Origin of the sequence: Pseudomonas fulva NBRC 16637 = DSM 17717, assembly GCF_000730565.1 — a bacterium.
In the GTDB taxonomy this organism is placed as follows: domain Bacteria; phylum Pseudomonadota; class Gammaproteobacteria; order Pseudomonadales; family Pseudomonadaceae; genus Aquipseudomonas; species Aquipseudomonas fulva.
Genome location: NZ_BBIQ01000010.1, coordinates 75,104 through 95,128, shown reverse-complemented (window position 1 = coordinate 95,128; position 20,025 = coordinate 75,104). Strand labels below are relative to the sequence as shown.

The 20,025-nt window shown below is 61.6% G+C and carries 22 protein-coding genes and 2 pseudogenes; 18 read left to right on the top strand and 6 right to left on the bottom strand.

Annotated features, from left to right (window positions below; translation table 11 throughout):
• From PFU01S_RS12005 to PFU01S_RS12000, 3 genes are read right to left on the bottom strand one after another with little or no spacing between them, the layout of a single operon-like run.
• Complete coding sequence (locus PFU01S_RS12005) at window positions 1-447, bottom strand: DUF3291 domain-containing protein (protein WP_028687258.1); 447 nt, start codon at window positions 445-447, stop codon at window positions 1-3.
• Complete coding sequence (locus tag PFU01S_RS21785) at window positions 444-902, bottom strand: VOC family protein (RefSeq protein WP_081783947.1); 459 nt, start codon at window positions 900-902, stop codon at window positions 444-446. Before PFU01S_RS21785 ends, PFU01S_RS12005 begins: the two co-directional genes overlap by 4 nt.
• Window positions 903-918: 16 nt before the next feature.
• Window positions 919-1,668 (bottom strand): HalD/BesD family halogenase, encoded by a 750-nt coding sequence (locus tag PFU01S_RS12000; RefSeq protein WP_028687259.1) that lies wholly within the window; start codon window positions 1,666-1,668, stop codon window positions 919-921.
• A 576-nt stretch (window positions 1,669-2,244) separates the two neighbouring features.
• Here PFU01S_RS12000 and hslV point away from each other — a divergent pair.
• The 5 genes from hslV to phaZ all read left to right on the top strand — a co-directional run bounded on the left by hslV (window position 2,245) and on the right by phaZ (window position 7,517).
• Entirely contained in the window at window positions 2,245-2,775 is a 531-nt protein-coding gene (gene hslV, locus PFU01S_RS11995; protein ID WP_023533032.1) for an ATP-dependent protease subunit HslV, read from the top strand.
• 75 nt (window positions 2,776-2,850) lie between these two features.
• A complete protein-coding gene (hslU, locus tag PFU01S_RS11990) occupies window positions 2,851-4,194 on the top strand; it encodes an ATP-dependent protease ATPase subunit HslU (protein ID WP_023533050.1) in 1,344 nt (447 codons plus the stop codon).
• Between the two features lie 134 nt (window positions 4,195-4,328).
• Window positions 4,329-4,706, top strand: coding sequence for a gamma-butyrobetaine hydroxylase family protein (locus PFU01S_RS11985; RefSeq protein ID WP_028687260.1), 378 nt, complete (start codon window positions 4,329-4,331; stop codon window positions 4,704-4,706).
• 259 nt (window positions 4,707-4,965) lie between these two features.
• Window positions 4,966-6,642, top strand: coding sequence for a class II poly(R)-hydroxyalkanoic acid synthase (gene phaC / locus PFU01S_RS11980; protein ID WP_027914042.1), 1,677 nt, complete (start codon window positions 4,966-4,968; stop codon window positions 6,640-6,642).
• Window positions 6,643-6,704: 62 nt separating this feature from the next.
• The gene (gene phaZ / locus PFU01S_RS11975; protein WP_042139516.1) at window positions 6,705-7,517 is read left to right on the top strand and encodes a poly(3-hydroxyalkanoate) depolymerase; all 813 of its coding nucleotides are present in this window, start codon (window positions 6,705-6,707) and stop codon (window positions 7,515-7,517) included.
• 54 nt (window positions 7,518-7,571) lie between these two features.
• On the opposite strand, the gene PFU01S_RS11970 is transcribed toward phaZ, so the two are convergent.
• Window positions 7,572-7,847, bottom strand: coding sequence for a polyhydroxyalkanoic acid system family protein (locus PFU01S_RS11970; protein ID WP_023533042.1), 276 nt, complete (start codon window positions 7,845-7,847; stop codon window positions 7,572-7,574).
• Window positions 7,848-7,971: 124 nt separating this feature from the next.
• On the opposite strand from PFU01S_RS11970, the gene ubiE reads away from it, so the two are divergent.
• The 13 genes and pseudogenes from ubiE (at window position 7,972) to PFU01S_RS22905 (ending at window position 18,197) form a co-directional block, all read left to right on the top strand.
• Complete coding sequence (gene ubiE / locus PFU01S_RS11965) at window positions 7,972-8,742, top strand: bifunctional demethylmenaquinone methyltransferase/2-methoxy-6-polyprenyl-1,4-benzoquinol methylase UbiE (protein ID WP_027914043.1); 771 nt, start codon at window positions 7,972-7,974, stop codon at window positions 8,740-8,742.
• Entirely contained in the window at window positions 8,742-9,365 is a 624-nt protein-coding gene (locus PFU01S_RS11960) for a ubiquinone biosynthesis accessory factor UbiJ (RefSeq protein ID WP_027914044.1), read from the top strand. The genes ubiE and PFU01S_RS11960 overlap by 1 nt, the downstream gene beginning before the upstream one ends.
• Window positions 9,362-10,978, top strand: coding sequence for a ubiquinone biosynthesis regulatory protein kinase UbiB (gene ubiB, locus PFU01S_RS11955; protein WP_027914045.1), 1,617 nt, complete (start codon window positions 9,362-9,364; stop codon window positions 10,976-10,978). Before PFU01S_RS11960 ends, ubiB begins: the two co-directional genes overlap by 4 nt.
• 72 nt (window positions 10,979-11,050) lie before the next feature.
• Complete coding sequence (gene hisI, locus PFU01S_RS11950) at window positions 11,051-11,443, top strand: phosphoribosyl-AMP cyclohydrolase (RefSeq protein WP_023533064.1); 393 nt, start codon at window positions 11,051-11,053, stop codon at window positions 11,441-11,443.
• A 1-nt stretch (window position 11,444) separates the two neighbouring features.
• A complete protein-coding gene (locus PFU01S_RS11945) occupies window positions 11,445-11,780 on the top strand; it encodes a phosphoribosyl-ATP diphosphatase (protein ID WP_023532983.1) in 336 nt (111 codons plus the stop codon).
• Between the two features lie 54 nt (window positions 11,781-11,834).
• The gene (locus PFU01S_RS11940) at window positions 11,835-12,116 is read left to right on the top strand and encodes a twin-arginine translocase TatA/TatE family subunit (RefSeq protein WP_027914046.1); all 282 of its coding nucleotides are present in this window, start codon (window positions 11,835-11,837) and stop codon (window positions 12,114-12,116) included.
• A gap of 3 nt (window positions 12,117-12,119) precedes the next feature.
• Entirely contained in the window at window positions 12,120-12,497 is a 378-nt protein-coding gene (tatB, locus tag PFU01S_RS11935; protein ID WP_027914047.1) for a Sec-independent protein translocase protein TatB, read from the top strand.
• A complete protein-coding gene (gene tatC / locus PFU01S_RS11930; RefSeq protein WP_027914048.1) occupies window positions 12,494-13,279 on the top strand; it encodes a twin-arginine translocase subunit TatC in 786 nt (261 codons plus the stop codon). Before tatB ends, tatC begins: the two co-directional genes overlap by 4 nt.
• Window positions 13,276-13,983, top strand: coding sequence for a 16S rRNA (uracil(1498)-N(3))-methyltransferase (locus tag PFU01S_RS11925; protein ID WP_028687261.1), 708 nt, complete (start codon window positions 13,276-13,278; stop codon window positions 13,981-13,983). Before tatC ends, PFU01S_RS11925 begins: the two co-directional genes overlap by 4 nt.
• A 97-nt stretch (window positions 13,984-14,080) precedes the next feature.
• A pseudogene (locus PFU01S_RS22920) lies at window positions 14,081-15,142 on the top strand (methyl-accepting chemotaxis protein); the annotation flags it as partial.
• Window positions 15,125-15,997: a methyl-accepting chemotaxis protein gene (locus PFU01S_RS22915; protein ID WP_371920202.1), complete on the top strand. Its 873-nt coding sequence runs from the start codon at window positions 15,125-15,127 to the stop codon at window positions 15,995-15,997. The pseudogene PFU01S_RS22920 and the gene PFU01S_RS22915, both read left to right, overlap by 18 nt.
• A gap of 199 nt (window positions 15,998-16,196) precedes the next feature.
• A pseudogene (locus PFU01S_RS22910) lies at window positions 16,197-17,294 on the top strand (methyl-accepting chemotaxis protein); the annotation flags it as partial.
• Between the two features lie 9 nt (window positions 17,295-17,303).
• Window positions 17,304-18,197 carry a methyl-accepting chemotaxis protein gene (locus PFU01S_RS22905; protein WP_371923610.1) on the top strand — a complete coding sequence of 298 codons (894 nt, stop codon included), beginning with the start codon at window positions 17,304-17,306 and terminating at the stop codon, window positions 18,195-18,197.
• A gap of 69 nt (window positions 18,198-18,266) precedes the next feature.
• On the opposite strand, the gene PFU01S_RS11910 is transcribed toward PFU01S_RS22905, so the two are convergent.
• Both PFU01S_RS11910 and PFU01S_RS11905 read right to left on the bottom strand, forming a co-directional pair.
• A complete protein-coding gene (locus PFU01S_RS11910; RefSeq protein ID WP_027914052.1) occupies window positions 18,267-19,001 on the bottom strand; it encodes an amino acid ABC transporter ATP-binding protein in 735 nt (244 codons plus the stop codon).
• Window positions 18,994-19,956, bottom strand: a complete 963-nt coding sequence (locus tag PFU01S_RS11905) for an amino acid ABC transporter permease (protein ID WP_027914053.1) — start codon at window positions 19,954-19,956, stop codon at window positions 18,994-18,996. Before PFU01S_RS11905 ends, PFU01S_RS11910 begins: the two co-directional genes overlap by 8 nt.
• Window positions 19,957-20,025: the final 69 nt, after the last annotated feature.

Genomic DNA, 20,025 nt, shown 5'->3' with positions numbered 1-20,025 from the left:
TCAGTACAGAACGGTTGGTAACCCACTGGAGCGCAGGTCGAAAGCATGCAGAGACGGACCAACTTCGTACAAGCGTGTGAGACGCCCATGGGCCTCCCGCAGGGTCGGGACATGGCCCTCTTCGACCCACCACAACACCACACGGGGTCGGGAGATGGGGTCGAACCACTCCCCCCCACGGCGCATGAGCGTCTTATGCGGAGTGTTATAGAGAAAGTCCTTGAGCGATTCGACATCTCGCCAAAGCGAGAGCGTGTACAAGTAGCCCTCACCCCACAGTTGATCCAGCAGCGGCTGGTCCTCATCGCTCTCGCGCCAAATGAATCCCGGATGCTGTTCCGCTAGGCGGTTCACATACCCGACAGAGGAATAGAACTCTTCCATTCTGGCGTCCCCCTTGGCGAACTTGGGTTTTACCAAATCGAACTGTGCAAGTTTGCGTGTCATGGTGTCTCCCAGCCTTGGACTTCGATAATGTTCCGATCAGGGTCACGAACATATACAAACGTGCAAACCCCCACTCCCTCGACAGGTTGACTCGCCAATCTTCCTAGCAGCCACCCACCTGCGCTGATTACTTTGGCGCAAGCAGTCTCCAAATCAGAAACTTCAAATGCGATATGGGTAAATCCACATGAATTGGCAAATTTTTCCGGTTCGTCACGGCAGCGGCGATACTGGAAGACTTCCAGTGTCGGACCGCCCTCCTCGTAGCCGGGTAACCGAAGATGAACACCTTCGATCTCCGGCTCGATCAAGCCGGTGCCATCTGCCACCGCCTGCCCTGAAAGTCGACGAACGGGGCCAACTGGAACACAGCCAAAGACATCAATGTAAAATTTTGCTATCTTTTTCCAATCGGAGGCAACCAGGTTTGTGTGGGAATACTTGAACTTGGTCATGCACAGACTCTCACACTCAGTCCCGGAAGACAAACGTCTCATGCTCGACTTTCCGATCCTTGTCTCTCGCTCTTTCCCACGTAGTGTTGAGAATGATACGGCTAACATCTTGGGTCAGTGGTTTGACTCGATGCAGTGTGGTGTCAGCTTTGAGTAGGTAGACATCACCAGTGAGATGGAAGTATGAATCGATCTTGTTTTCCACCAGCAGATTTTCTACGCGGGGGTTCTGCTTATCCCAATTGGTGTGGGGCACACACTCCAGCAAGCCACCAGCCTCGAGTGCCGGTGCATCGACAATCCAGATGATCGTGTAGGGGTAATCTCCCCAATGCCAGCCGTGCGTATCGCCTGACTTGTGCTGGTTGTTGATGATAAAGTTATCCCATTTCCATGGTGTCGGGATGACTTCCTCCTTGACTATATGAGCAATCAAGCTCATCAGGTAACGAGACCGATAGGCACGCGGAATGTATCGCCCATGAGCCTCGATCTTTTCTTGAGGTACATTGCTCAAGTAACGCGGTGTATTACCTGTCGACTCGATTAGAAAATCTCGGCGCTTGGAGAAGTTTGCCAATAAGAACTTTACATCTTCAGCAATACGGTCACGCACACCTGCGTCAACCAGATGATTGATCTTCAAATATCCATCCCTGGCAAACCTATGCTGTTCCCAGAAGAAATCTCGACCTGCGAAAGGGTCTGAGTCGAGTATATCCTTGGCTTGTTCCAGATCTTGTTTAACAGCAGCGAGCTCTGACATGTTAACACTCCGTGCTTATCAAGGGATCATGTACTTGCTGACACATTCAAATCCTAACCCCTCGTCCCGCCCAGATATACCCCATATGCAGACCTGCACTCGTTCCTCAAACCATGCAATCTTCTGGCAAGGTATTGCTACTTAATTATTTAATTATCGCGTACTGGCGTTTTGCCCTTAAATATTCGTTAGGGAGTTTTCAACCTGAAAACTTCCTCATCGATTAGATGCCGACCAGCTTTCACGGGCAGGGTTTGCGAAGAGCGTTCGGAGGAGCTGCTCAGTCGTTTTACTTCATGGCTTCGAGCTTGCTGACCTGATTGAGTGGCATCTGTGTGTGGGGTAGGAATACCGCGGCCCCAACCTACGGGTTGCGAAGCCAGGATCCTGGGCTGCCGCTTACCGCATCGAGGTGTTTCGCCATACGGTGTTTCGCCATACCTGGCACAAAAACCTCGTCACCCATTCTGAACCCCCACTCCTCGAACCGTTCATCCCCCGCGGTTGAAATCCCGTCCTGCACCCCCATATGAGTTTGCAACAGGCATTTTCGCCCCGCTGCGTGGAGACTCTCCCTTGACCACCATCGTTTCAGTCCGCCGCAATGGCAAAGTCGTCATGGGCGGCGACGGCCAGGTATCCCTCGGCAACACCGTGATGAAAGGCAACGCCAAGAAAGTGCGTCGCCTGTACCACGGTCAGGTCATCGCGGGCTTTGCCGGCGCCACTGCCGATGCCTTCACCCTGTTCGAACGCTTCGAAGGCCAACTGGAGAAACACCAGGGCCACCTGATCCGCGCGGCCGTGGAACTGGCCAAGGAATGGCGTACCGACCGCTCCCTGAGCCGCCTCGAAGCCATGCTGGCGGTGGCCAACAAGGATGCCTCGCTGATCATCACCGGCAACGGTGACGTGGTCGAGCCCGAAGACGGCCTGATCGCCATGGGTTCCGGCGGCGCCTACGCCCAGGCCGCAGCCCGTGCACTGCTGAACAAGACCGACCTCTCGGCCCGCGAAATCGCCGAGACCGCGCTGAACATCGCCGGTGACATCTGCGTGTTCACCAACCACAACCTGACCATCGAGGAGCAGGACCTGGCCGAGTGATCAGCTGCTTTGGCGCCCCGTCTCGGTGACGGGGCTTTTCCACGCTGAATCATTCGTACGAGGACCCTATTGATCATGTCCATGACCCCCCGCGAGATCGTCCACGAGCTCAACCGTCACATCATCGGCCAGGACGACGCCAAGCGCGCCGTGGCCATCGCCCTGCGCAACCGCTGGCGCCGTATGCAGCTCCCTGCCGAGCTGCGCGCCGAAGTGACGCCCAAGAACATCCTGATGATCGGCCCCACCGGCGTGGGCAAGACCGAGATCGCCCGGCGCCTGGCCAAGCTGGCCAATGCCCCGTTCCTCAAGGTCGAAGCCACCAAGTTCACTGAAGTGGGCTATGTGGGCCGCGATGTGGAATCCATCATCCGCGACCTGGCCGACGCTGCTCTGAAGATGCTGCGTGAGCAGGAAATCATCCGTGTGCGCCACCGCGCCGAGGATGCCGCCGAAGAGCGCATCCTCGACGCCCTGCTGCCACCGGCACGGGCCAGCAGCTTCAGCGAGGAAGCCGCCCAGACCAGTTCCGATTCCAATACCCGCCAGCTGTTCCGCAAGCGCCTGCGCGAAGGCCAGCTGGACGACAAGGAAATCGAAATCGAGGTGGCCGATGCCGTGGGCGTCGAAATCGCCGCCCCCCCTGGCATGGAAGAAATGACCAACCAGTTGCAGAGCCTGTTCGCCAATATGGGCAAGGGCAAACGCAAGTCGCGCAAGCTGAAGGTTCGCGAAGCGCTGAAAATGGTGCGCGACGAAGAAGCCGGTCGCCTGGTCAATGAAGAAGAGCTCAAGGCCAAGGCGCTGGAAGCGGTCGAACAGCACGGCATCGTGTTCATCGATGAGATCGACAAGGTCGCCAAGCGCGGCAATGTCGGCGGCGCCGATGTCTCCCGTGAGGGTGTACAGCGCGACCTGCTGCCGCTAATCGAAGGCTGCACGGTCAACACCAAGCTGGGCATGGTCAAGACCGACCACATCCTGTTCATCGCCTCGGGCGCGTTCCACTTGAGCAAGCCGAGCGACCTGGTGCCTGAGCTGCAAGGTCGTCTGCCGATCCGCGTGGAACTCAAGGCCCTGACCCCGGAAGACTTCCAGCGCATCCTGCGCGAGCCGCATGCCTCGCTGACCGAACAGTACCAGGCACTGCTCAAGACCGAAGGGCTGAACATCGAGTTCGTCGAGGATGGCATCAAGCGTTTGGCCGAAATCGCCTACCAGGTCAACGAGAAAACCGAGAACATCGGTGCCCGTCGCCTGCACACCTTGCTTGAGCGCCTGCTCGAAGAGGTGTCGTTCAGCGCCGGCGACCTGGCCAGTGCCCATGACGAAGCGCCGATCCAGATCGACGCAGCCTATGTGAACAGCCACCTGGGCGAGCTGGCCCAGAACGAAGACCTGTCCCGCTACATCCTGTAACGGGCCCGCGCCAGGCTGCAAGCGCCCCGTGCGACGCTTGCAGCCTGGCGAAACAGGTTTTTTGCTCAAGAAGCTGGCGAGCATTTCGTGCAGCGGGTAGCGTGCGGTGTGTAACTCAAACAGAGATCACGCCCATGGCTCGCATGCCTACCGCCATCAACCTGCACAAAGCCTCCAAGACCCTGCGCCTCACCTATGGGCCCGATGAGGTCTACCACCTGCCCGCCGAATTCCTGCGCGTGCACTCCCCCTCGGCCGAAGTCCAGGGGCACGGCAACCCCATCCTGCAGTTTGGCAAGGCCAACGTCGGCCTCGTCGGGCTGGAACCGGCTGGGCAATACGCCCTGAAACTCACCTTCGACGATGGCCATGACAGTGGTCTGTTCACCTGGGAATACCTGGAACAGTTGTGTCTGCGTCAGGACGTCTTGTGGGCCGAATACCTTGAGGCACTGCACAAGGCCGGCAAGACGCGAGACCCTTCGGAATCCGTGGTCAAGCTGATGCTTTAACTGTTCTCCTGGCAAACGCCTTCGCCCGCCATGCCGACCCAACTGACAGTGATAAGGAACATACGACAGCGCCAGGTTGCTTCGCGCCTGAAACTCGGGTAACCAGTAGAGGTGGCCATTTACCAGCATGGCGCGGCAGGCGCCTGATCGCCCGTAGCAGTGCAGGACGTGGTCACGGATTACCCGAGTAGCGGTATCGGGGACACGTCGGTGCACCCCTCGGCAGCCGGTACTCGTCTCAGACAACGGAGCGTCGCGGATGAGTAACAAAAACAATGAAGATCAGCAGCAGGCCCCGCAACGCGCCGCGGGCCTGAACCCGATGGTCGGCGTTCAACGCAAGGACCTGTTGGGCACGGCCCAGACCGTGCTGCGCCAGGCCGTACGCCAGCCCTTGCACAGTGCCAAGCACGCGCTTGCCTTCGGGCTCGAACTGAAGAATGTGGTGCTGGGCAAATCGAGCCTCGCCCCTGCCAGCGATGACCGCCGCTTCAGCGACCCGACCTGGTCACAGAACCCGCTTTACCGACGCTACCTGCAAGGCTACCTGGCATGGCGTAACGAACTCCAGGCGTGGATCAGCAGCAGTGACCTGCCCCCTGAGGACATCAGCCGTGGGCAGTTCGTCATCCAGCTCATGACCGAAGCATTGGCGCCTACCAACAACCTGTCCAATCCTGCCGCACTCAAGCGTTTCTTCGAGACCGGCGGCAAAAGCGTGCTTGATGGCCTGTCGAACCTGGCAAGGGATGTGGTCCACAACGGCGGCATGCCCCGCCAGGTGAACATGGATGCTTTCGAGGTGGGCAAGGACCTGGGCAGCAGTCGCGGCGCGGTCGTGTACCGTAACGAGGTGCTGGAATTGATCCAGTACAGCCCCCTCACCGAGCAGGTGCATGAACGGCCATTACTGGTGGTGCCCCCACAGATCAACAAGTTCTACATCTTTGATCTGTGCCCGCAAAAAAGCCTGATGCGCTTCTGCCTGGACGCCCGCCAACAGACCTTCATGGTCAGCTGGCGCAACCCGACCAGGGCGCAGCGCGATTGGGACTTGTCCACCTATGTGCGAGCACTGGGCGAGGCAGTGGACGCCGTGCTGAGCATCACCGGCAGTGCGACCCTGAACATGCTCGGTGCATGCTCAGGGGGCATCACCTGCACCGCGCTGCTGGGCCACCTTGCGGCGCGCCATGAAACCAAGGTCAATGCCTTGACCTTGCTGGTCAGCGTGCTGGACGCCACGCTCGACAACGCGCTGGCGTTGTTCGTCGACGACCAGGCGCTGGATGCGGCCAAGCGTCAATCCCAGCAGGCGGGGGTGCTCGAGGGCAGCGATCTGGCCCGGCTGTTTGCCTGGATGCGTCCCAACGACCTGATCTGGAACTACTGGGTCAACAATTACCTGCTCGGCAACGAGCCGCCAGCGTTCGACATCCTGTACTGGAACAACGACACCACGCGCTTGCCCGCCGCATTCCATGCCGACCTGATCGAGATGTACAGGGGCAATCCGCTCACCCGTCCCGGTGGCATCACCGTTTGCGGTACCGCCATCGACCTCAAGCAGGTCAAGTGCGATCTCTTCAGCGTGGCGGGCAATGCCGACCATATTACGCCCTGGCAGGCTTGCTACCGCTCGGCGCGACTGTTCGGCGGCAAGGTCGAGTTCGTGCTCTCCAACAGCGGGCACATCCAGAGCATCATCAACCCGCCAGGCAACCCGAAGGCGCGCTTTCAGGCCGGCGGTGGCCAGCATGACGATCCGCTGGCGTGGCAAGAGGACGCCGTCAGGCATGTCGATTCATGGTGGCTGCACTGGCAGGGCTGGCTGGTCGAGCGGGCCGGGGCATTGATCGAGGCGCCGGGCCACCTGGGGTGCCCCAGTCATCCTGCAGCCGAGTCTGCGCCAGGCCGCTACGTGCACCAGCGTTGAACCCCTGCGCCGTGGCCACCTGCGCGGTGCCAAGGCGTCTACCTGCTCCAGGAGCCATGCGCATGCCGTCACCCTACGTGTTCAAAACGGTCGAGCTCGATGGCCTGTCCATCCGTACCGTCGTGCGGCCAGGTCAGTCGACCCTGGCGCCCTTGCTGATCTTCAACGGCATCGGGGCCAACTTCGAGCTGATATTTCCGTTCATCGAGGCACTGGACCCCGACCTGCAGGTCATCGCCTTCGATGCCCCGGGTGTGGGCGGTTCATCCACGCCGCAGCGGCCCTATCGGTTTTCAGGGCTTGCCCGGCTCGCCGCTCGGCTGCTCGACGCGCTAAATTACGGCCAGGTCAACGTCATCGGTGTGTCGTGGGGAGGTGGGCTGGCTCAGCAATTCGCCCATGACTACCCGCAGCGCTGCCGAAAACTCATCCTGGCCGCCACGGCGGCAGGGGCGGTGATGGTGCCTGGCAAGCCCAAGGTGCTGTGGAGCATGGCCAGCCCCCGCCGGTACGTAGACCCGGCGCATGTCATGCGCATCGCGCCGCTGGTGTATGGCGGCGGGTTTCGCCGGGATCCGCACCTGGCGCTAAAGCACGCGGCCACGGCACGCTCGGCTGGCAAGCTGGGTTATTACTGGCAACTGTTCGCAGCAGTTGGCTGGACCAGCATTCACTGGCTGCACAAGCTCCGCCAGCCCACCCTGGTGCTGGCCGGGGATGACGATCCGTTGATTCCGCTGGTGAACATGCGTCTGCTGGCCTGGCGTATTCCCAACGCGCAGTTGCACATCATCGATGATGGTCATCTGTTTCTGATCACCCGGCCGCACGCCATCGCGCCGGTCATCATGAAATTTCTTGCCGAGCCCACCTGAAACGCCCCGTTCGCCATCACCCGGCGAACCGGGCCGAATGGCCGGTGTCCAGATTCAGGCAAGCGCCTTGTCCAGCGCCCGTTCGATTTCGCCCTTGATGGTGCCGCTCATCATCGACATCATCATGCCGAGCTTGAGATCGACACGGATGCTGTCCTGGCCGATGTGGACGCTGCCGTTCGCACCGCTGCGTGCCACATCGACGCGGTCGCCATCCCATGAGGCCTTGAGGTCATACTCGCGGCTAAGGCGATCCACCAGCGCCTGGGCCTTGGCACGGGCGGCGTCGCGCCCAAGGGTGTGTTTGCGTTCGACGCTGATCTGGGTCATGCGGGTGTTCCTGAACATGTAGACATAATCGACATTATGCCCGCCCCCGCCTGGCGGTACACCCCGCCAAGACAAATCCGCTCGTTCGCCCTAGAATGGCGTCAATTAATTTCGGTGAAGCGATATGAACGACCAGCGCAAAGGCGACCACGCCGAACCCACGACCCATTTTGGCTACCAGGACGTGCCTGAGAGCCAGAAGGCGCGCAAAGTCGCCGAAGTGTTCCACTCGGTGGCGGCCAAATACGACCTGATGAACGACGTGCTGTCCGGCGGCATGCACCGCCTGTGGAAGCGCTTCACCATCGAGCTGTCGGGCGTTCGCAGCGGCAACCGTGTGCTCGACATCGCCGGCGGTACGGGCGACCTGGCAGCCAAGTTCGCGCGCCTGGTGGGCCCGACCGGGCACGTGGTGCTGGCCGACATCAACGAGTCCATGCTCAAGGTCGGCCGCGACCGCCTGCTGGACCGTGGCGTGGCCGGCAACATCGAGTTCGTCCAGGCCGACGCTGAGAAGCTGCCGTTTCCGGACAACCATTTCGATTGCGTGACCATCGCCTTCGGCCTGCGCAACGTCACCCACAAGGAAGACGCCATTCGTTCCATGCTGCGCGTGCTCAAGCCGGGCGGCCGCCTGCTGGTGCTGGAGTTCTCCAAGCCGACCAACAAGCTGATGTCCAAGGCCTACGACGCCTATTCGTTCGCCTTCATGCCCCTGGCCGGCAAGCTCATCACCAACGACTCCGAGAGCTACCGCTACCTGGCCGAATCGATCCGCATGCACCCTGACCAGGAAACCCTCAAGGCCATGATGGTGCAAGCCGGGTTCGACCGGGTGACCTACCACAACATGACCAGCGGCATCGTGGCCGTGCACCGGGGGATCAAGCCCTGATGCTCATGGCCGGTCTGCTCGCCAGCGCCGAACATGGCCTGAACCGCGTCCTGCGCATGGACAGCACGGCATTGCCAAGGCTGGCGGCGCTGGAAGGCAAGGTCATCGAGATCGACTGCCGCCAACCGGCCATGCAGGTCTTCATCCTGCCCGACGAACAGGGCCTGATGCTGGCCAGTGCCTGGGAAGGCGAGGTCGACTGTCGGCTGCGTGCACCGGCAGCGAGCCTGGCGCACCTGGCGTTATCGCGGGACAAGACAGCAGTCCTGCACAGCCCACAGGTGCAATTGCATGGCGACACCGCGGCCCTGCTCGATCTGTTCGGCATTCTCCAGGACCTCGAGCTGGACTGGGAGCATGAGCTGCAGAAGTGGCTGGGCCCGGTGCCCACGTCCCTGATCGCAGGGCACATTCGCCTGCGCACCCGCTGGACCCGCCAAGGCCTGGCGCGCTTGAGCCAGAGCCTGTCCGAGTACCTGGCGGAAGAATCGCGTACGCTGGTAGGCAAGCGCGAAGCCGAGGCCGCCTTCAGCGAACTCGATGCCATGAAGGTCGATACAGAACGCCTCGAGGCGCGCATCCTGCGCCTTTCCCGATCCCTTGATTCCAGCGATAACGCATGAAGCTGCTCGCCTTCCGCCGCCTTTTCCGCATCCAGCGCGTCGTCATCCGCTACCGGCTCGATGACCTGCTGTTCGACTACCCTCTGCCCTGGTGGTTGATGAGCCTGCGCCTGCTGTTGCCGTGGCGCTGGCTGCCGCGTCGGGCCTCCGAGCTGAGCCGCGGTGCGCGGTTGCGCATGGCGCTGCAGGACCTGGGGCCTATCTTCATCAAGTTCGGCCAGCTGCTGTCTACCCGGCGCGACTTGCTGCCCACCGATATTGCCGACGAACTGATGCTGCTGCAGGACCGCGTACCGCCGTTCGATCCGCAGAAGGCCGTGGCGCTGATCGAAGCCCAGCTTGGGGCCAAGGTGAGTGAGGTGTTCAGCCGCTTCGACGTGGAGCCCCTGGCATCCGCATCGGTGGCGCAAGTGCACGCTGCACGCCTGAAAAGCGGTGAAGAAGTGGTGGTCAAGGTGGTCCGACCGGGGCTCAAACCGATCATCGCTGCCGACATCGCCTGGCTGTTCCTGATCGCCAAGGGCGCCGAACGCATCTCTGCCGATGCACGCCGCCTGCACCCGGTGGACGTTGTCGGCGATTACGAAAAAACCATCTACGACGAACTCGACCTGCTTCGCGAGGCGGCCAATGCCAGCCAGCTGCGGCGCAATTTCGAGGATTCCGAGCTGATGTACGTGCCCCAGGTCTACTGGGACTGGTGCCGGCCGAAAGTGCTGGTGATGGAGCGTATCTATGGCGTACCGGTGACCGACATGGCCACCCTCGCCGATCAGCGCACCGACATGAAGATGCTGGCCGAACGCGGCGTCGAAGTGTTCTTCATGCAGGTGTTTCGCGACAGCTTCTTCCACGCCGACATGCACCCGGGCAACATCTTCGTGAGCACGGTCAAGCCGTGGAGCCCCAAATACATTGCCATCGACTGCGGCATCGTCGGCAGCCTTACCGATGAAGACCAGGATTACCTCGCGCGCAACCTGATTGCCTTCTTCAAGCGCGACTATCGCCGCGTCGCCCAGCTGCACATCGACTCGGGCTGGGTGCCGGCCAATACCAAGGTCAATGAGTTCGAAGCGGCCATTCGCACCGTGTGCGAGCCGATCTTCGAAAAACCCCTCAAGGACATTTCCTTCGGCCAGGTGCTGATGCGCCTGTTCCAGACCGCGCGCCGCTTCAACATGGAAGTGCAACCTCAACTGGTGCTGCTGCAGAAGACCCTGCTCAACATCGAAGGCCTGGGGCGTCAGCTGTACCCCGAGCTGGACCTGTGGAGCACGGCCAAGCCTTATCTTGAGCGCTGGATGCGTCAGCGCATGAGCCCCAAGGCGTTGCTGGGCAACCTGCACAGCCAGGCTGAGCAGTTGCCTCACCTGGCCAACATGACCCGGGACTTGCTCGAACGCCTGTCGCAACCGCACCTGCACGACCCCAAGATGCCCGAGCGCCGACATGGCGATCATTGGGCCCTGCGCCTGCTCGGTGCCGGCTTGCTGGGCGGGGGCGTGATCCTGGGCGGTGTCGCCCTGCAGGCCGGTAGCCTGGCGGCAGCTACTGCGTGGCCGGCCTGGTTGATGCTGGCCGCAGGCCTTTACCTGATCGTGCGCCAATAGCCAGCCGCGCCCGTGGCTGGCACACTAGCGCAAAAGGCCCGCGACGCAGACGGGCCCGTTTTGGAGTCGACGATGAAAGACTGGCTGGACGAGATCAAGTGGAACAGCGATGGCCTGGTGCCTGCCATCGCCCAGGACCACAAGACCGGACGCGTGCTGATGATGGCGTGGATGAACCGTGAAGCACTGGCGTTGACCGCTGCTGAGCAACGCGCCATCTATTGGTCGCGCTCGCGTGGCAAACTGTGGCGCAAGGGCGAAGAGTCGGGCCATGTGCAAAAGCTTCACGAAATGCGCCTGGACTGCGACGCCGACGTGATCATCCTCATGGTCGAACAGGTGGGCCACATTGCCTGCCATACCGGCCGGGAAAGCTGCTTCTACCGCGTCTATTCGAATGGCCAATGGGCCACCGTCGACCCGGTTCTGAAAGACCCGCACGCCATCTACGACGCAGGACACTGACATGAGCGACACCCTCAACCGGCTGGCCGCCGTGCTCGAAGAACGCAAGCAGGCAGCGCCGGACAGCTCCTATGTGGCCAGTCTGTACCACAAGGGCCTCAACAAGATTCTGGAAAAGCTCGGCGAAGAGTCGGTCGAAACCATCATTGCCGCCAAGGATGCTGCGCTTAGCAAGGACTGCAGCGACGTCATCTATGAGACGGCCGACCTGTGGTTTCACAGCCTGGTGATGCTCAGCGCCCTGGGTCAGCACCCGCAGGCCGTGCTCGATGAACTCGACCGGCGCTTCGGGTTGTCGGGCCATGACGAAAAAGCCGCCCGCCAGCCTTCGGCCTGATGTATGTTCAGGGCTGACGCCCGGTGACCTTCACACAATTTTCGGGAGTACGAAATGGGTATCTTTGACTGGAAACACTGGATCGTCCTGCTGGTCGTGGTCGTGCTGGTGTTCGGCACCAAGAAGCTGAAGAACCTGGGCAGCGACCTGGGCGAATCGATCAAGGGCTTTCGCAAGGCCATGAACGAAGAGGAAACCAAGCCAGCTGAACCTACCCCTCCTCCGGCCCAGCCCGTACCCCCTGTGCAACCGGTGCACACCACCGCCCAAGCCAGCCAGGGCCACACCATCGAAGGCCAGGCCCAACCGGTCCAAGAGCCGCAGCGGAAAGACTGACTTATGTTCGGCATCAGTTTCAGCGAGCTGCTGCTCGTCGGCCTCGTCGCCCTGCTGGTGCTCGGCCCCGAGCGCCTGCCGGGCGCCGCCCGCACGGCAGGCTTGTGGATCGGTCGGCTCAAACGCAGCTTCAACAGCATCAAGATGGAAGTCGAGCGTGAAATCGGCGCCGATGACATCCGCCGCCAGCTGCACAACGAGCACATCATGCACATGGAAGAGCAGGCCAAGCGCATCCTCAACCCCAATGCGCCGCCTGCCCAGCCTCCGGTGACCACGGCAACCGTGCAGCCGCCTGCCGGCCTGCCAGCCACATCAGCCGAAACCGATGCCACTGCGCACCCTACTCCCGTACCGCCCGAGCCGCCGCGAGCCCCATGAGCGAGAATCCGGAACACGACCAGCCCATGCCGCTGGTTTCGCACTTGACCGAACTGCGCACCCGCTTGCTGCGTTGCGTTGCCGTCATTTTCCTGATCTTTGCCGGGCTGTTTTCCTTCGCCCAGCAGATCTACACCCTGGTCTCGGCGCCGCTGCGTGATCATCTGCCCGCCAATGCGACCATGATTGCCACCGACGTGGCCTCGCCCTTCCTGACGCCGTTCAAGCTGACCATGATCGTTTCGCTGTTCCTGGCGATCCCCTTCATTCTGCAGCAGATCTGGGGTTTCATCGCGCCGGGCCTGTACCGCCATGAAAAGCGCATCGCCATACCGCTGCTGATGTCGAGCATCGTGCTGTTCTACGCCGGCATGGCCTTTGCCTATTTCCTGGTCTTCCCGTTGATCTTCGGCTTCTTCGCCAGCGCAACGCCCGAGGGCGTCTCGATGATGACCGACATCGCCAGCTACCTGGACTTCGTGATGACGCTGTTCTTCGCCTTCGGCGTGGCCTTCGAGATTCCGGTGGCCGTGGTGCTGTTGGTCTGGATTGGCGTGGTCGATGTGAAGTACCTGAAGAAGATCCGCCCCTACGTGATCATTGGCTGCTTCGTGGTCGGCATGGTGCTGACGCCTCCGGACATCTTCTCCCAGACCCTGTTGGCCGTCCCCATGTGGCTGCTGTTCGAGGTCGGCGTGCTGTGCGGCAGCCTGATTCGCAAGCGTGGCAGCGACGAACAGCCTGCCGATGATCAAGACCAACCACCCGCGACGCAGTCGTGAACCTGCTGCTGCTGGAGGAGGCCGATTTCATCGCGGCCGACCGTGTCGTATTGGCTGATCGGCGCTTCGTCCATATGCAGGATGTGCACGGGGTCGCCGTCGGCGACACCCTGCGCGTAGGCCGCATCAACGGCCTGATGGGCCTGGCGACGGTGCAGCGCCTGGAGCGTCATGAAGCCGAGCTTCACGTCAGCTTCGACCAGGCGCCACCGGCCAAGCTGCCGTTGACCCTGGTGCTGGCGGTGCCACGGCCCAAGATGCTGCGCAGGCTGTTCCAGACCGTCGCCACCCTTGGGGTGCCTCGCCTGATCCTGCTCAACAGCTACAAGGTGGAAAAGAGCTTCTGGCAGACCCCCTTCCTTCAGCCCGACGTCATCCGTGAAAACCTGATATTGGGGCTGGAGCAGGCACGTGACACGGTGCTGCCGGAAGTCATCATCGAAAAACGCTTCAAGCCGTTCGTCGAGGACCGTCTGCCCGCCATCGCTGAAGGCACCCTTGGGCTGGTTGGTCACCCAGGTGATTATCCTGCCTGCCCTCGCGCTGTAGAACAGCCAGTCACCCTGGCCATTGGCCCGGAAGGCGGGTGGATCCCCTACGAGGTCGATCTGCTGGGCAAGGCGGGTTTGGCCCCGGTGCAGCTCGGTGCGCGCATCCTGCGTGTGGAAACGGCCGTCACGGCCTTGCTCTCACGCATATTCTGACGAACTGGTCAGCTTTCCCCCATCAAGTTTCCGCTTCCCTGGCCGATGGCATTGGCAACAACAACGAATCGTGCTGCCAAGCCGCCAGGGAGTTTCTATGAATCGATGGTTAGCCCAGCTTTTGGGCAACGTGAGTGTAACCCGCAAACTGGCGCTGGGCTTTGGCCTGGTACTGCTGCTGACGCTGATCATCACCCTGACCGGTTGGCACGGCATGAACAGCATCACAGCCAGGGGTGACAAGCTGGGCAATATCTCGGTCATCCAGCAGTACGCCCAGGAGCTGCGCATTGCACGTCAGCATTATGAACGCCAGCGCGACGACGCCTCGATCGGTGAGATGGAGAAGGCGCTTGGCACCCTGGATCGTCAGGTTCAGCTGATGCTCGGCCAGATCGACGAACCCGCCGATCACCAGCGACTCGAACAGCAGCGCGATGCAGTAGCGGCCTACCAGCAGGCCTTCGCGCAGCTCAAGCAGGCGAATGTGCGACGCGAGGCCAGCCGCGGCGTGCTGGGGGACAGCGCGGACAAGGCAGTCGAACTGGTAGGACGCGTTCAGCAGCGCCTGCTTCAAGCGGGCGATATCACCCAGTACCAATATGCCGTCACCGTCAACAGCCTGCTCCAGCAAGCGCGATTCCAGGTGCGTGGTTACACCTACAGCGGTAATGCCGATTATCAGCAGACCGCACTCAAGGCCATCGACCAGGCGCTGGACGAGTTGCGAGGGCTGCCCGCCAAGCTGCCTGCCGAATTCGCTGCCGGCCTGACCGACGCCAGTACCGCCATGGGCGGCTACCGCGACGCCGTGATGCAGTTCGGCGAAGCGCAGAGCGCCAGCGCCCAGGCGTTGCAGCAAATGGCCGATCAAGGCGTGACCTTGATGCAGACCAGCCAGGCCATGACCACATCGCAGACCCAGGTGCGTGACACCGCCGCTGCCCAGGCAAAAGCGTTGCTGGGGTTGGCCACTGGCCTGGCCGTCTTGCTGGGCCTGCTGGCGGCCTGGTTGATCACCCGTCAGATCATCCTGCCGCTGCGCGAGGCGCTGCGTGGAGCCGAACGGGTGGCCAACGGCGACCTCACCCTGCATGAACCTTCGTTGCGTAGAGACGAGCTTGGCCAGTTGCAGGCCAGCATGCAGCGCATGACCCAAGGCCTGCGCGAGCTGATTGGCGGCATCGGCGATGGTGTAACCCAGATTGCCAGTGCCGCCGAAGAGCTCTCGGCGGTGACCGAGCAGACCAGCGCAGGCGTTACCAACCAGAAAGTCGAGACAGACCAGGTTGCCACGGCGATGAACCAGATGACAGCGACCGTTCACGACGTGGCACGCAACGCCGAGCAGGCCTCGGAAGCAGCCGTCATGGCCGACCAGCAGGCCCGTGAGGGCGATCGTGTGGTCAGCGAAGCGGTGGCGCAGATTGAGCGGCTGGCCAGCGAGGTGGCCAACTCCAGCGAGGCCATGAGCCAGCTCAAGGGTGAAAGCGACAAGATCGGCAGCGTACTGGATGTGATCAAGTCGGTGGCCCAGCAGACCAACCTGCTGGCGCTCAACGCGGCGATCGAAGCGGCCCGTGCAGGCGAAGCCGGGCGCGGGTTTGCAGTGGTGGCTGACGAGGTGCGCAGCCTGGCACAACGCACACAGCAATCCACCGAGGAGATCGAGGAACTGATCGCCGGTTTGCAAAGCGGCACACAGCGCGCAGCGAGCGTGATGGACAGCAGCCGGCAACTCACCGACAGCACCGTCGAACTGACCCGCCGTGCAGGTAGTTCGCTGGAAAACATCACCCGCACCGTCTCCTCCATCCAGGCGATGAACCAGCAGATCGCCACGGCAGCCGAGGAGCAGACGGCGGTGGCCGAAGAGATCAACCGCAGCGTGATCAACGTACGGGACATTTCCGACCAGACCTCGGCGGCCAGCGAACAGACTGCCAGCTCCAGTGTTGAGCTGGCACGCCTAGGCACTCATTTGCAGGGTTTGGTGAGGCGTTTCAAGCTCTGACGGGCAGGCCTGTCGACACGACCAATGACAGTGCCGGTCAATCGGCGCATTCAGACTGAGGCTGCCACGCAGCCTCTTTGAAAGACGTGCGGTTGCGCTCGAAAGGCTTATGTAACCGTAAAAGATCTGACCATATGGTCCGAATTTTCCTACGCGGGTTTCAGGTCAAGTCCTACAGGTCCTCCGCCGATGGGCAGGGATGGCTTGCACGCATTGCGCGTGCTCTTCATTCCTTCCACTTGCACGGAGAATCCCCATGCTCGGTTACCTCAACCGCAAGCTCGGCAACATCAGCGTCGCCGCCAAGTTGGCCCTCGGTTTCGCCGTGGTCCTGCTGCTCACGCTGGTCACCACGATCAGTGGCTGGCGCGCCCTGGACGGCGCCATCGTTCGTTCGCAGCAACTGAGTGAAATTGGCGAAATCAATGACCTGACCAAGGACCTGCGCGCTGAGCGCATCACGTACCGTGTGCTCGACGATGAGCAGAGCAAAACGCGGATCGGCCGCATCCTCGAGCAATTGAGCAACATGCTGACTACGCTGCAGCAGCGCAGCAATGTCGAAGAGTCACGGCAGATGCTGACCGAAAAACTGGGTTTGCTGCAGCAATTGCGCGATGACTTCGCCGAACTGCAGCGCACTGCCAACAGCCGCACCACCTTGCGCCAGGCCCTGCTCGTTCAGGGGCAGAAACTCAGCACGGCCATCGATGAACTTGAAACCCAGGCCCTGTTGAAGATGCCTGCCGATGGGCAGCAGACCAACGTGCTGGGCATGATGGACACACTGAGCCGGCATGTGGAGAGCGCCAACCAGCAAAGCCTGGTACCGGCCTACACCTTCTCCCCTGTCGAAGACTTCGCCAAAGTCGGTGAAAGCGCCTTGGAGGCCGCAAGTACCAGCCTGGCTCAACTGGTCAAGGGCCTGGCGCCTCTCGGGCTGCCGCGCACGGTGATCGAGCAACCAGGCACCGAATTGGCCCGATACCGCGCGACCCTGGACCAGTACCGCCAGGTCGCCGTCAAGGCCGAGCAACTGCAAAACACGATGGAGCGCCGCGGCGACGAGTTGCGCTCGGTGAGCCTGGAGCTTGGCAAGCGCAAAGTCGAACAACGCGACAGGGAAGCACTGGCCGCCCGCTCGCTGTTGACCACCGTGGCGCTGCTGGCACTAGTGGTCGGTGTGATCGCCGGGTGGCTGATCACATTGCAGATCACCCAACCGCTGCGCCAGACCCTGGATGTGGCGGCACGTATCGCCAAAGGGGACCTGAGCCAGGTCGAACCGGTGCAGCGCCGCGACGAGATGGGCAAGCTCCAGGCCAGCATGCGTGAGATGACGATAAGTTTGCGCGAACTGATCGGCGGCATCGACCACGGTGTCGGGCAACTCTCGCAAGCCGCGTCGCAACTGGCCTCCAGCAGCGAAGACACCAAGGTGCGCATCAGCCAGCAGCGAGAAGAAACCGACCAGGTTGCCACTGCCATGAACCAGATGAGCGCCACGGTCCAGGAGGTGGCGCAGAACGCAGAGCAGGCATCGATGGCCGCCACCAATGCCGACCAACAGGCGCAGGTGGGCGATCAGGTGGTGACCGAAGCGATTGGCCGCATTGAACAGTTGTCCGGGCAGATGGACCATTGCCTGGCAGCCATGCAGCATCTGGCCGGCGAGAGTCAGCGCATCGGCAGTATTCTGGACGTGATCAAGTCGGTCTCCGAACAGACCAACCTGCTGGCACTCAACGCCGCGATCGAGGCGGCGCGGGCGGGTGAAGCCGGGCGGGGCTTCGCGGTAGTGGCCGATGAAGTGCGCGGCCTGGCCCAGCGCACCTCCACCGCCACGGAAGAAATCGGTCAACTGATCGACAGCCTGCACAACGGCACCGACGAAGTCACGCGCTTGTTGGACAGCAGCAAGAACCTCACAGAGCAAAGCGTGGAGTTAAGCCGCAGGGCAGGCGATGCGCTGAGCCAGATCACAGGGACGGTCTCGAGCATCCAAGGCATGAACCAGCAGATTGCCACGGCCAGCGAACAGCAGAGCGTGGTGGCCGAACAGATCAATCGCAGCGTGCTGAATGTGCGTGATGCGTCCGATCAGACCAGTGCAGCCAGCGAACAGACTGCAGCATCGAGTGGTGAGCTGGAGCAGTTGGGGCAGCAACTGCGGGGGATGGTAAGGCGGTTCAACATCTGAGCGCTTGGTTTGGGAGCCCTGTAGCGCACAATCCGAAGGCTACCCACTGCGCGAGGGTAGCCTTCACTTTCAGAGCACTTGCCGCAAAAACGCCTGCGCACGTGGGTCTTTCGGTGCGGCAAAGAATTCTGCGGGCGGCGAGTCTTCCAGCAGCTTGCCATGGTCGAAGAACAGCACGCGGTCGGCCACTTCTCGTGCAAAGCCCATTTCATGGGTGACGCAGACCATGGTCATGCCTTCCAGGGCCAGGGTCTTCATCACATCCAGCACCTCCCCTACCATTTCCGGGTCCAGCGCCGAGGTGGGCTCGTCGAACAGCATCACTTTCGGGTCCATGGCCAACGCGCGGGCAATCGCGACCCGTTGCTGCTGACCGCCCGACAACCGTGACGGATACTCGTTGGCTTTCTCCGCGATCCCCACCTTTTGCAACAAGGCCCGAGCCTTGGCCTCGCGGTCGGCCTTGCTGCGCTTGCGCACTACCTTCTGCGCCAGGCACAGGTTTTCCAGCACGGTCATGTGCGGGAACAGGTTGAAATGCTGGAACACCATGCCGACTTCGCGGCGATAGGCGTTGATGTCGGTCTTGGGGTGCGCCAGATCCAGGCCGGCGATGGCCACATGGCCCTCGTCGAAATGCTCCAGGCCGTTGAGGCAACGCAAGAAGGTCGACTTGCCAGAGCCCGAAGGGCCGAGGACCACGACCACTTCGCCTTTTGCCACGTGCGTGGTGACGTTGTCGACCGCCCGTACCACATGGCCACGGGTGTCGAATACCTTGAGCAGGTCACGGACTTCAATCACTTTGCGCAAGCCTCCGCTCGAGCCGGCTGGCAATGTGCGACAGCGGCAGGTTGATCAGCAGGTACAAACCAGCCACGCAGAACCAGATCTCGAAGGTCGAGAACGAGGTGGTGATGGCTTCCCGTCCGCTTTTCGTCAGTTCGGTAATGGCGATCACCGACACCAGCGACGTGTCCTTGACCAGGCTGATGAACTGACCGGCCAGCGGCGGTAGTACACGCTTGAATGCCTGGGGCAGTATCACGTGACGCATCGACTGGCCGGCATTGAGGCCCAGCGAGCGCGCCGCTTCGTTCTGCCCCTTGGCGATGGACTGCACGCCAGCACGCACGATTTCGGCCACATAGGCGCCTGTGAACAGCGCCAGGGCGGCGACACCGGCGAACTCGCGGGACAGGTTCAGGACCGTGCCGATGAAGAAGTAGAAGATGAAGATCTGAACCAGCAACGGCGTACCGCGCACCAGTTCGACATACACGGTCGACAGGTCATGCAGCGTCGGGTTGGTCGACAACCGGCACAGGCCGGCCACCAGCCCGATCACCAGCCCCAGCGCACCGGACACCACCGAAATCCACAGGGTGGTCCACAACCCCCAGGCCAGCGGACCTGCGGCCCAGTGCCGGGTCACGCCAATCTGGTCCCCTTCGGCCACATCGTCGCCGCGGCTCAGTTGCAGGCTGTCCTTGGCCACGTCCAGGACCTGAAGCTCCCCGCTTTCATCCTTCAGGGTGACGCGGGCTTCATCACCGGAGATGACGATTTCCTGCACGGTGCCATAGTCGGTCGCGCGCTGTACGTCTTCGGCTTGGTAAGCGAAATACTGAGGGACGCGGTTCCAGCGCCACTCGTAGGAAATCATCGAGGTCGCCATGTACAGGCTGACGGCCAGGCCTACCAGGACCAGTGCAGTCAGCCCATGCCAGGGCCACTGGGCCTTCTTGTGTTTGATCACTTTGGATACTCCGGAAAACGGCAGGCCGCAAGCCACAAGCCGCAGCCTGTAGCCGACCCCACAAGGTCG

Excerpts from the sequence above, each read along its gene's own strand:
- PFU01S_RS11985 (WP_028687260.1), top strand. The coding sequence starts at position 4,329 with ATGGCTCGCATGCCTACCGCCATCAACCTGCACAAAGCCTCCAAGACC.
- phaC (WP_027914042.1), top strand. The coding sequence starts at position 4,966 with ATGAGTAACAAAAACAATGAAGATCAGCAGCAGGCCCCGCAACGCGCC.
- PFU01S_RS12005 (WP_028687258.1), bottom strand. The coding sequence starts at position 447 with ATGACACGCAAACTTGCACAGTTCGATTTGGTAAAACCCAAGTTCGCC.
- PFU01S_RS11960 (WP_027914044.1), top strand. The coding sequence starts at position 8,742 with ATGCTCATGGCCGGTCTGCTCGCCAGCGCCGAACATGGCCTGAACCGC.
- PFU01S_RS12000 (WP_028687259.1), bottom strand. The coding sequence starts at position 1,668 with ATGTCAGAGCTCGCTGCTGTTAAACAAGATCTGGAACAAGCCAAGGAT.
- hisI (WP_023533064.1), top strand. The coding sequence starts at position 11,051 with ATGAAAGACTGGCTGGACGAGATCAAGTGGAACAGCGATGGCCTGGTG.
- PFU01S_RS11940 (WP_027914046.1), top strand. The coding sequence starts at position 11,835 with ATGGGTATCTTTGACTGGAAACACTGGATCGTCCTGCTGGTCGTGGTC.
- tatB (WP_027914047.1), top strand. The coding sequence starts at position 12,120 with ATGTTCGGCATCAGTTTCAGCGAGCTGCTGCTCGTCGGCCTCGTCGCC.
- PFU01S_RS22905 (WP_371923610.1), top strand. The coding sequence starts at position 17,304 with ATGGGCAAGCTCCAGGCCAGCATGCGTGAGATGACGATAAGTTTGCGC.
- tatC (WP_027914048.1), top strand. The coding sequence starts at position 12,494 with ATGAGCGAGAATCCGGAACACGACCAGCCCATGCCGCTGGTTTCGCAC.
- PFU01S_RS21785 (WP_081783947.1), bottom strand. The coding sequence starts at position 902 with ATGACCAAGTTCAAGTATTCCCACACAAACCTGGTTGCCTCCGATTGG.
- phaZ (WP_042139516.1), top strand. The coding sequence starts at position 6,705 with ATGCCGTCACCCTACGTGTTCAAAACGGTCGAGCTCGATGGCCTGTCC.
- ubiB (WP_027914045.1), top strand. The coding sequence starts at position 9,362 with ATGAAGCTGCTCGCCTTCCGCCGCCTTTTCCGCATCCAGCGCGTCGTC.
- hslU (WP_023533050.1), top strand. The coding sequence starts at position 2,851 with ATGTCCATGACCCCCCGCGAGATCGTCCACGAGCTCAACCGTCACATC.
- PFU01S_RS11945 (WP_023532983.1), top strand. The coding sequence starts at position 11,445 with ATGAGCGACACCCTCAACCGGCTGGCCGCCGTGCTCGAAGAACGCAAG.
- PFU01S_RS11970 (WP_023533042.1), bottom strand. The coding sequence starts at position 7,847 with ATGACCCAGATCAGCGTCGAACGCAAACACACCCTTGGGCGCGACGCC.
- PFU01S_RS22915 (WP_371920202.1), top strand. The coding sequence starts at position 15,125 with ATGCAGCGCATGACCCAAGGCCTGCGCGAGCTGATTGGCGGCATCGGC.
- ubiE (WP_027914043.1), top strand. The coding sequence starts at position 7,972 with ATGAACGACCAGCGCAAAGGCGACCACGCCGAACCCACGACCCATTTT.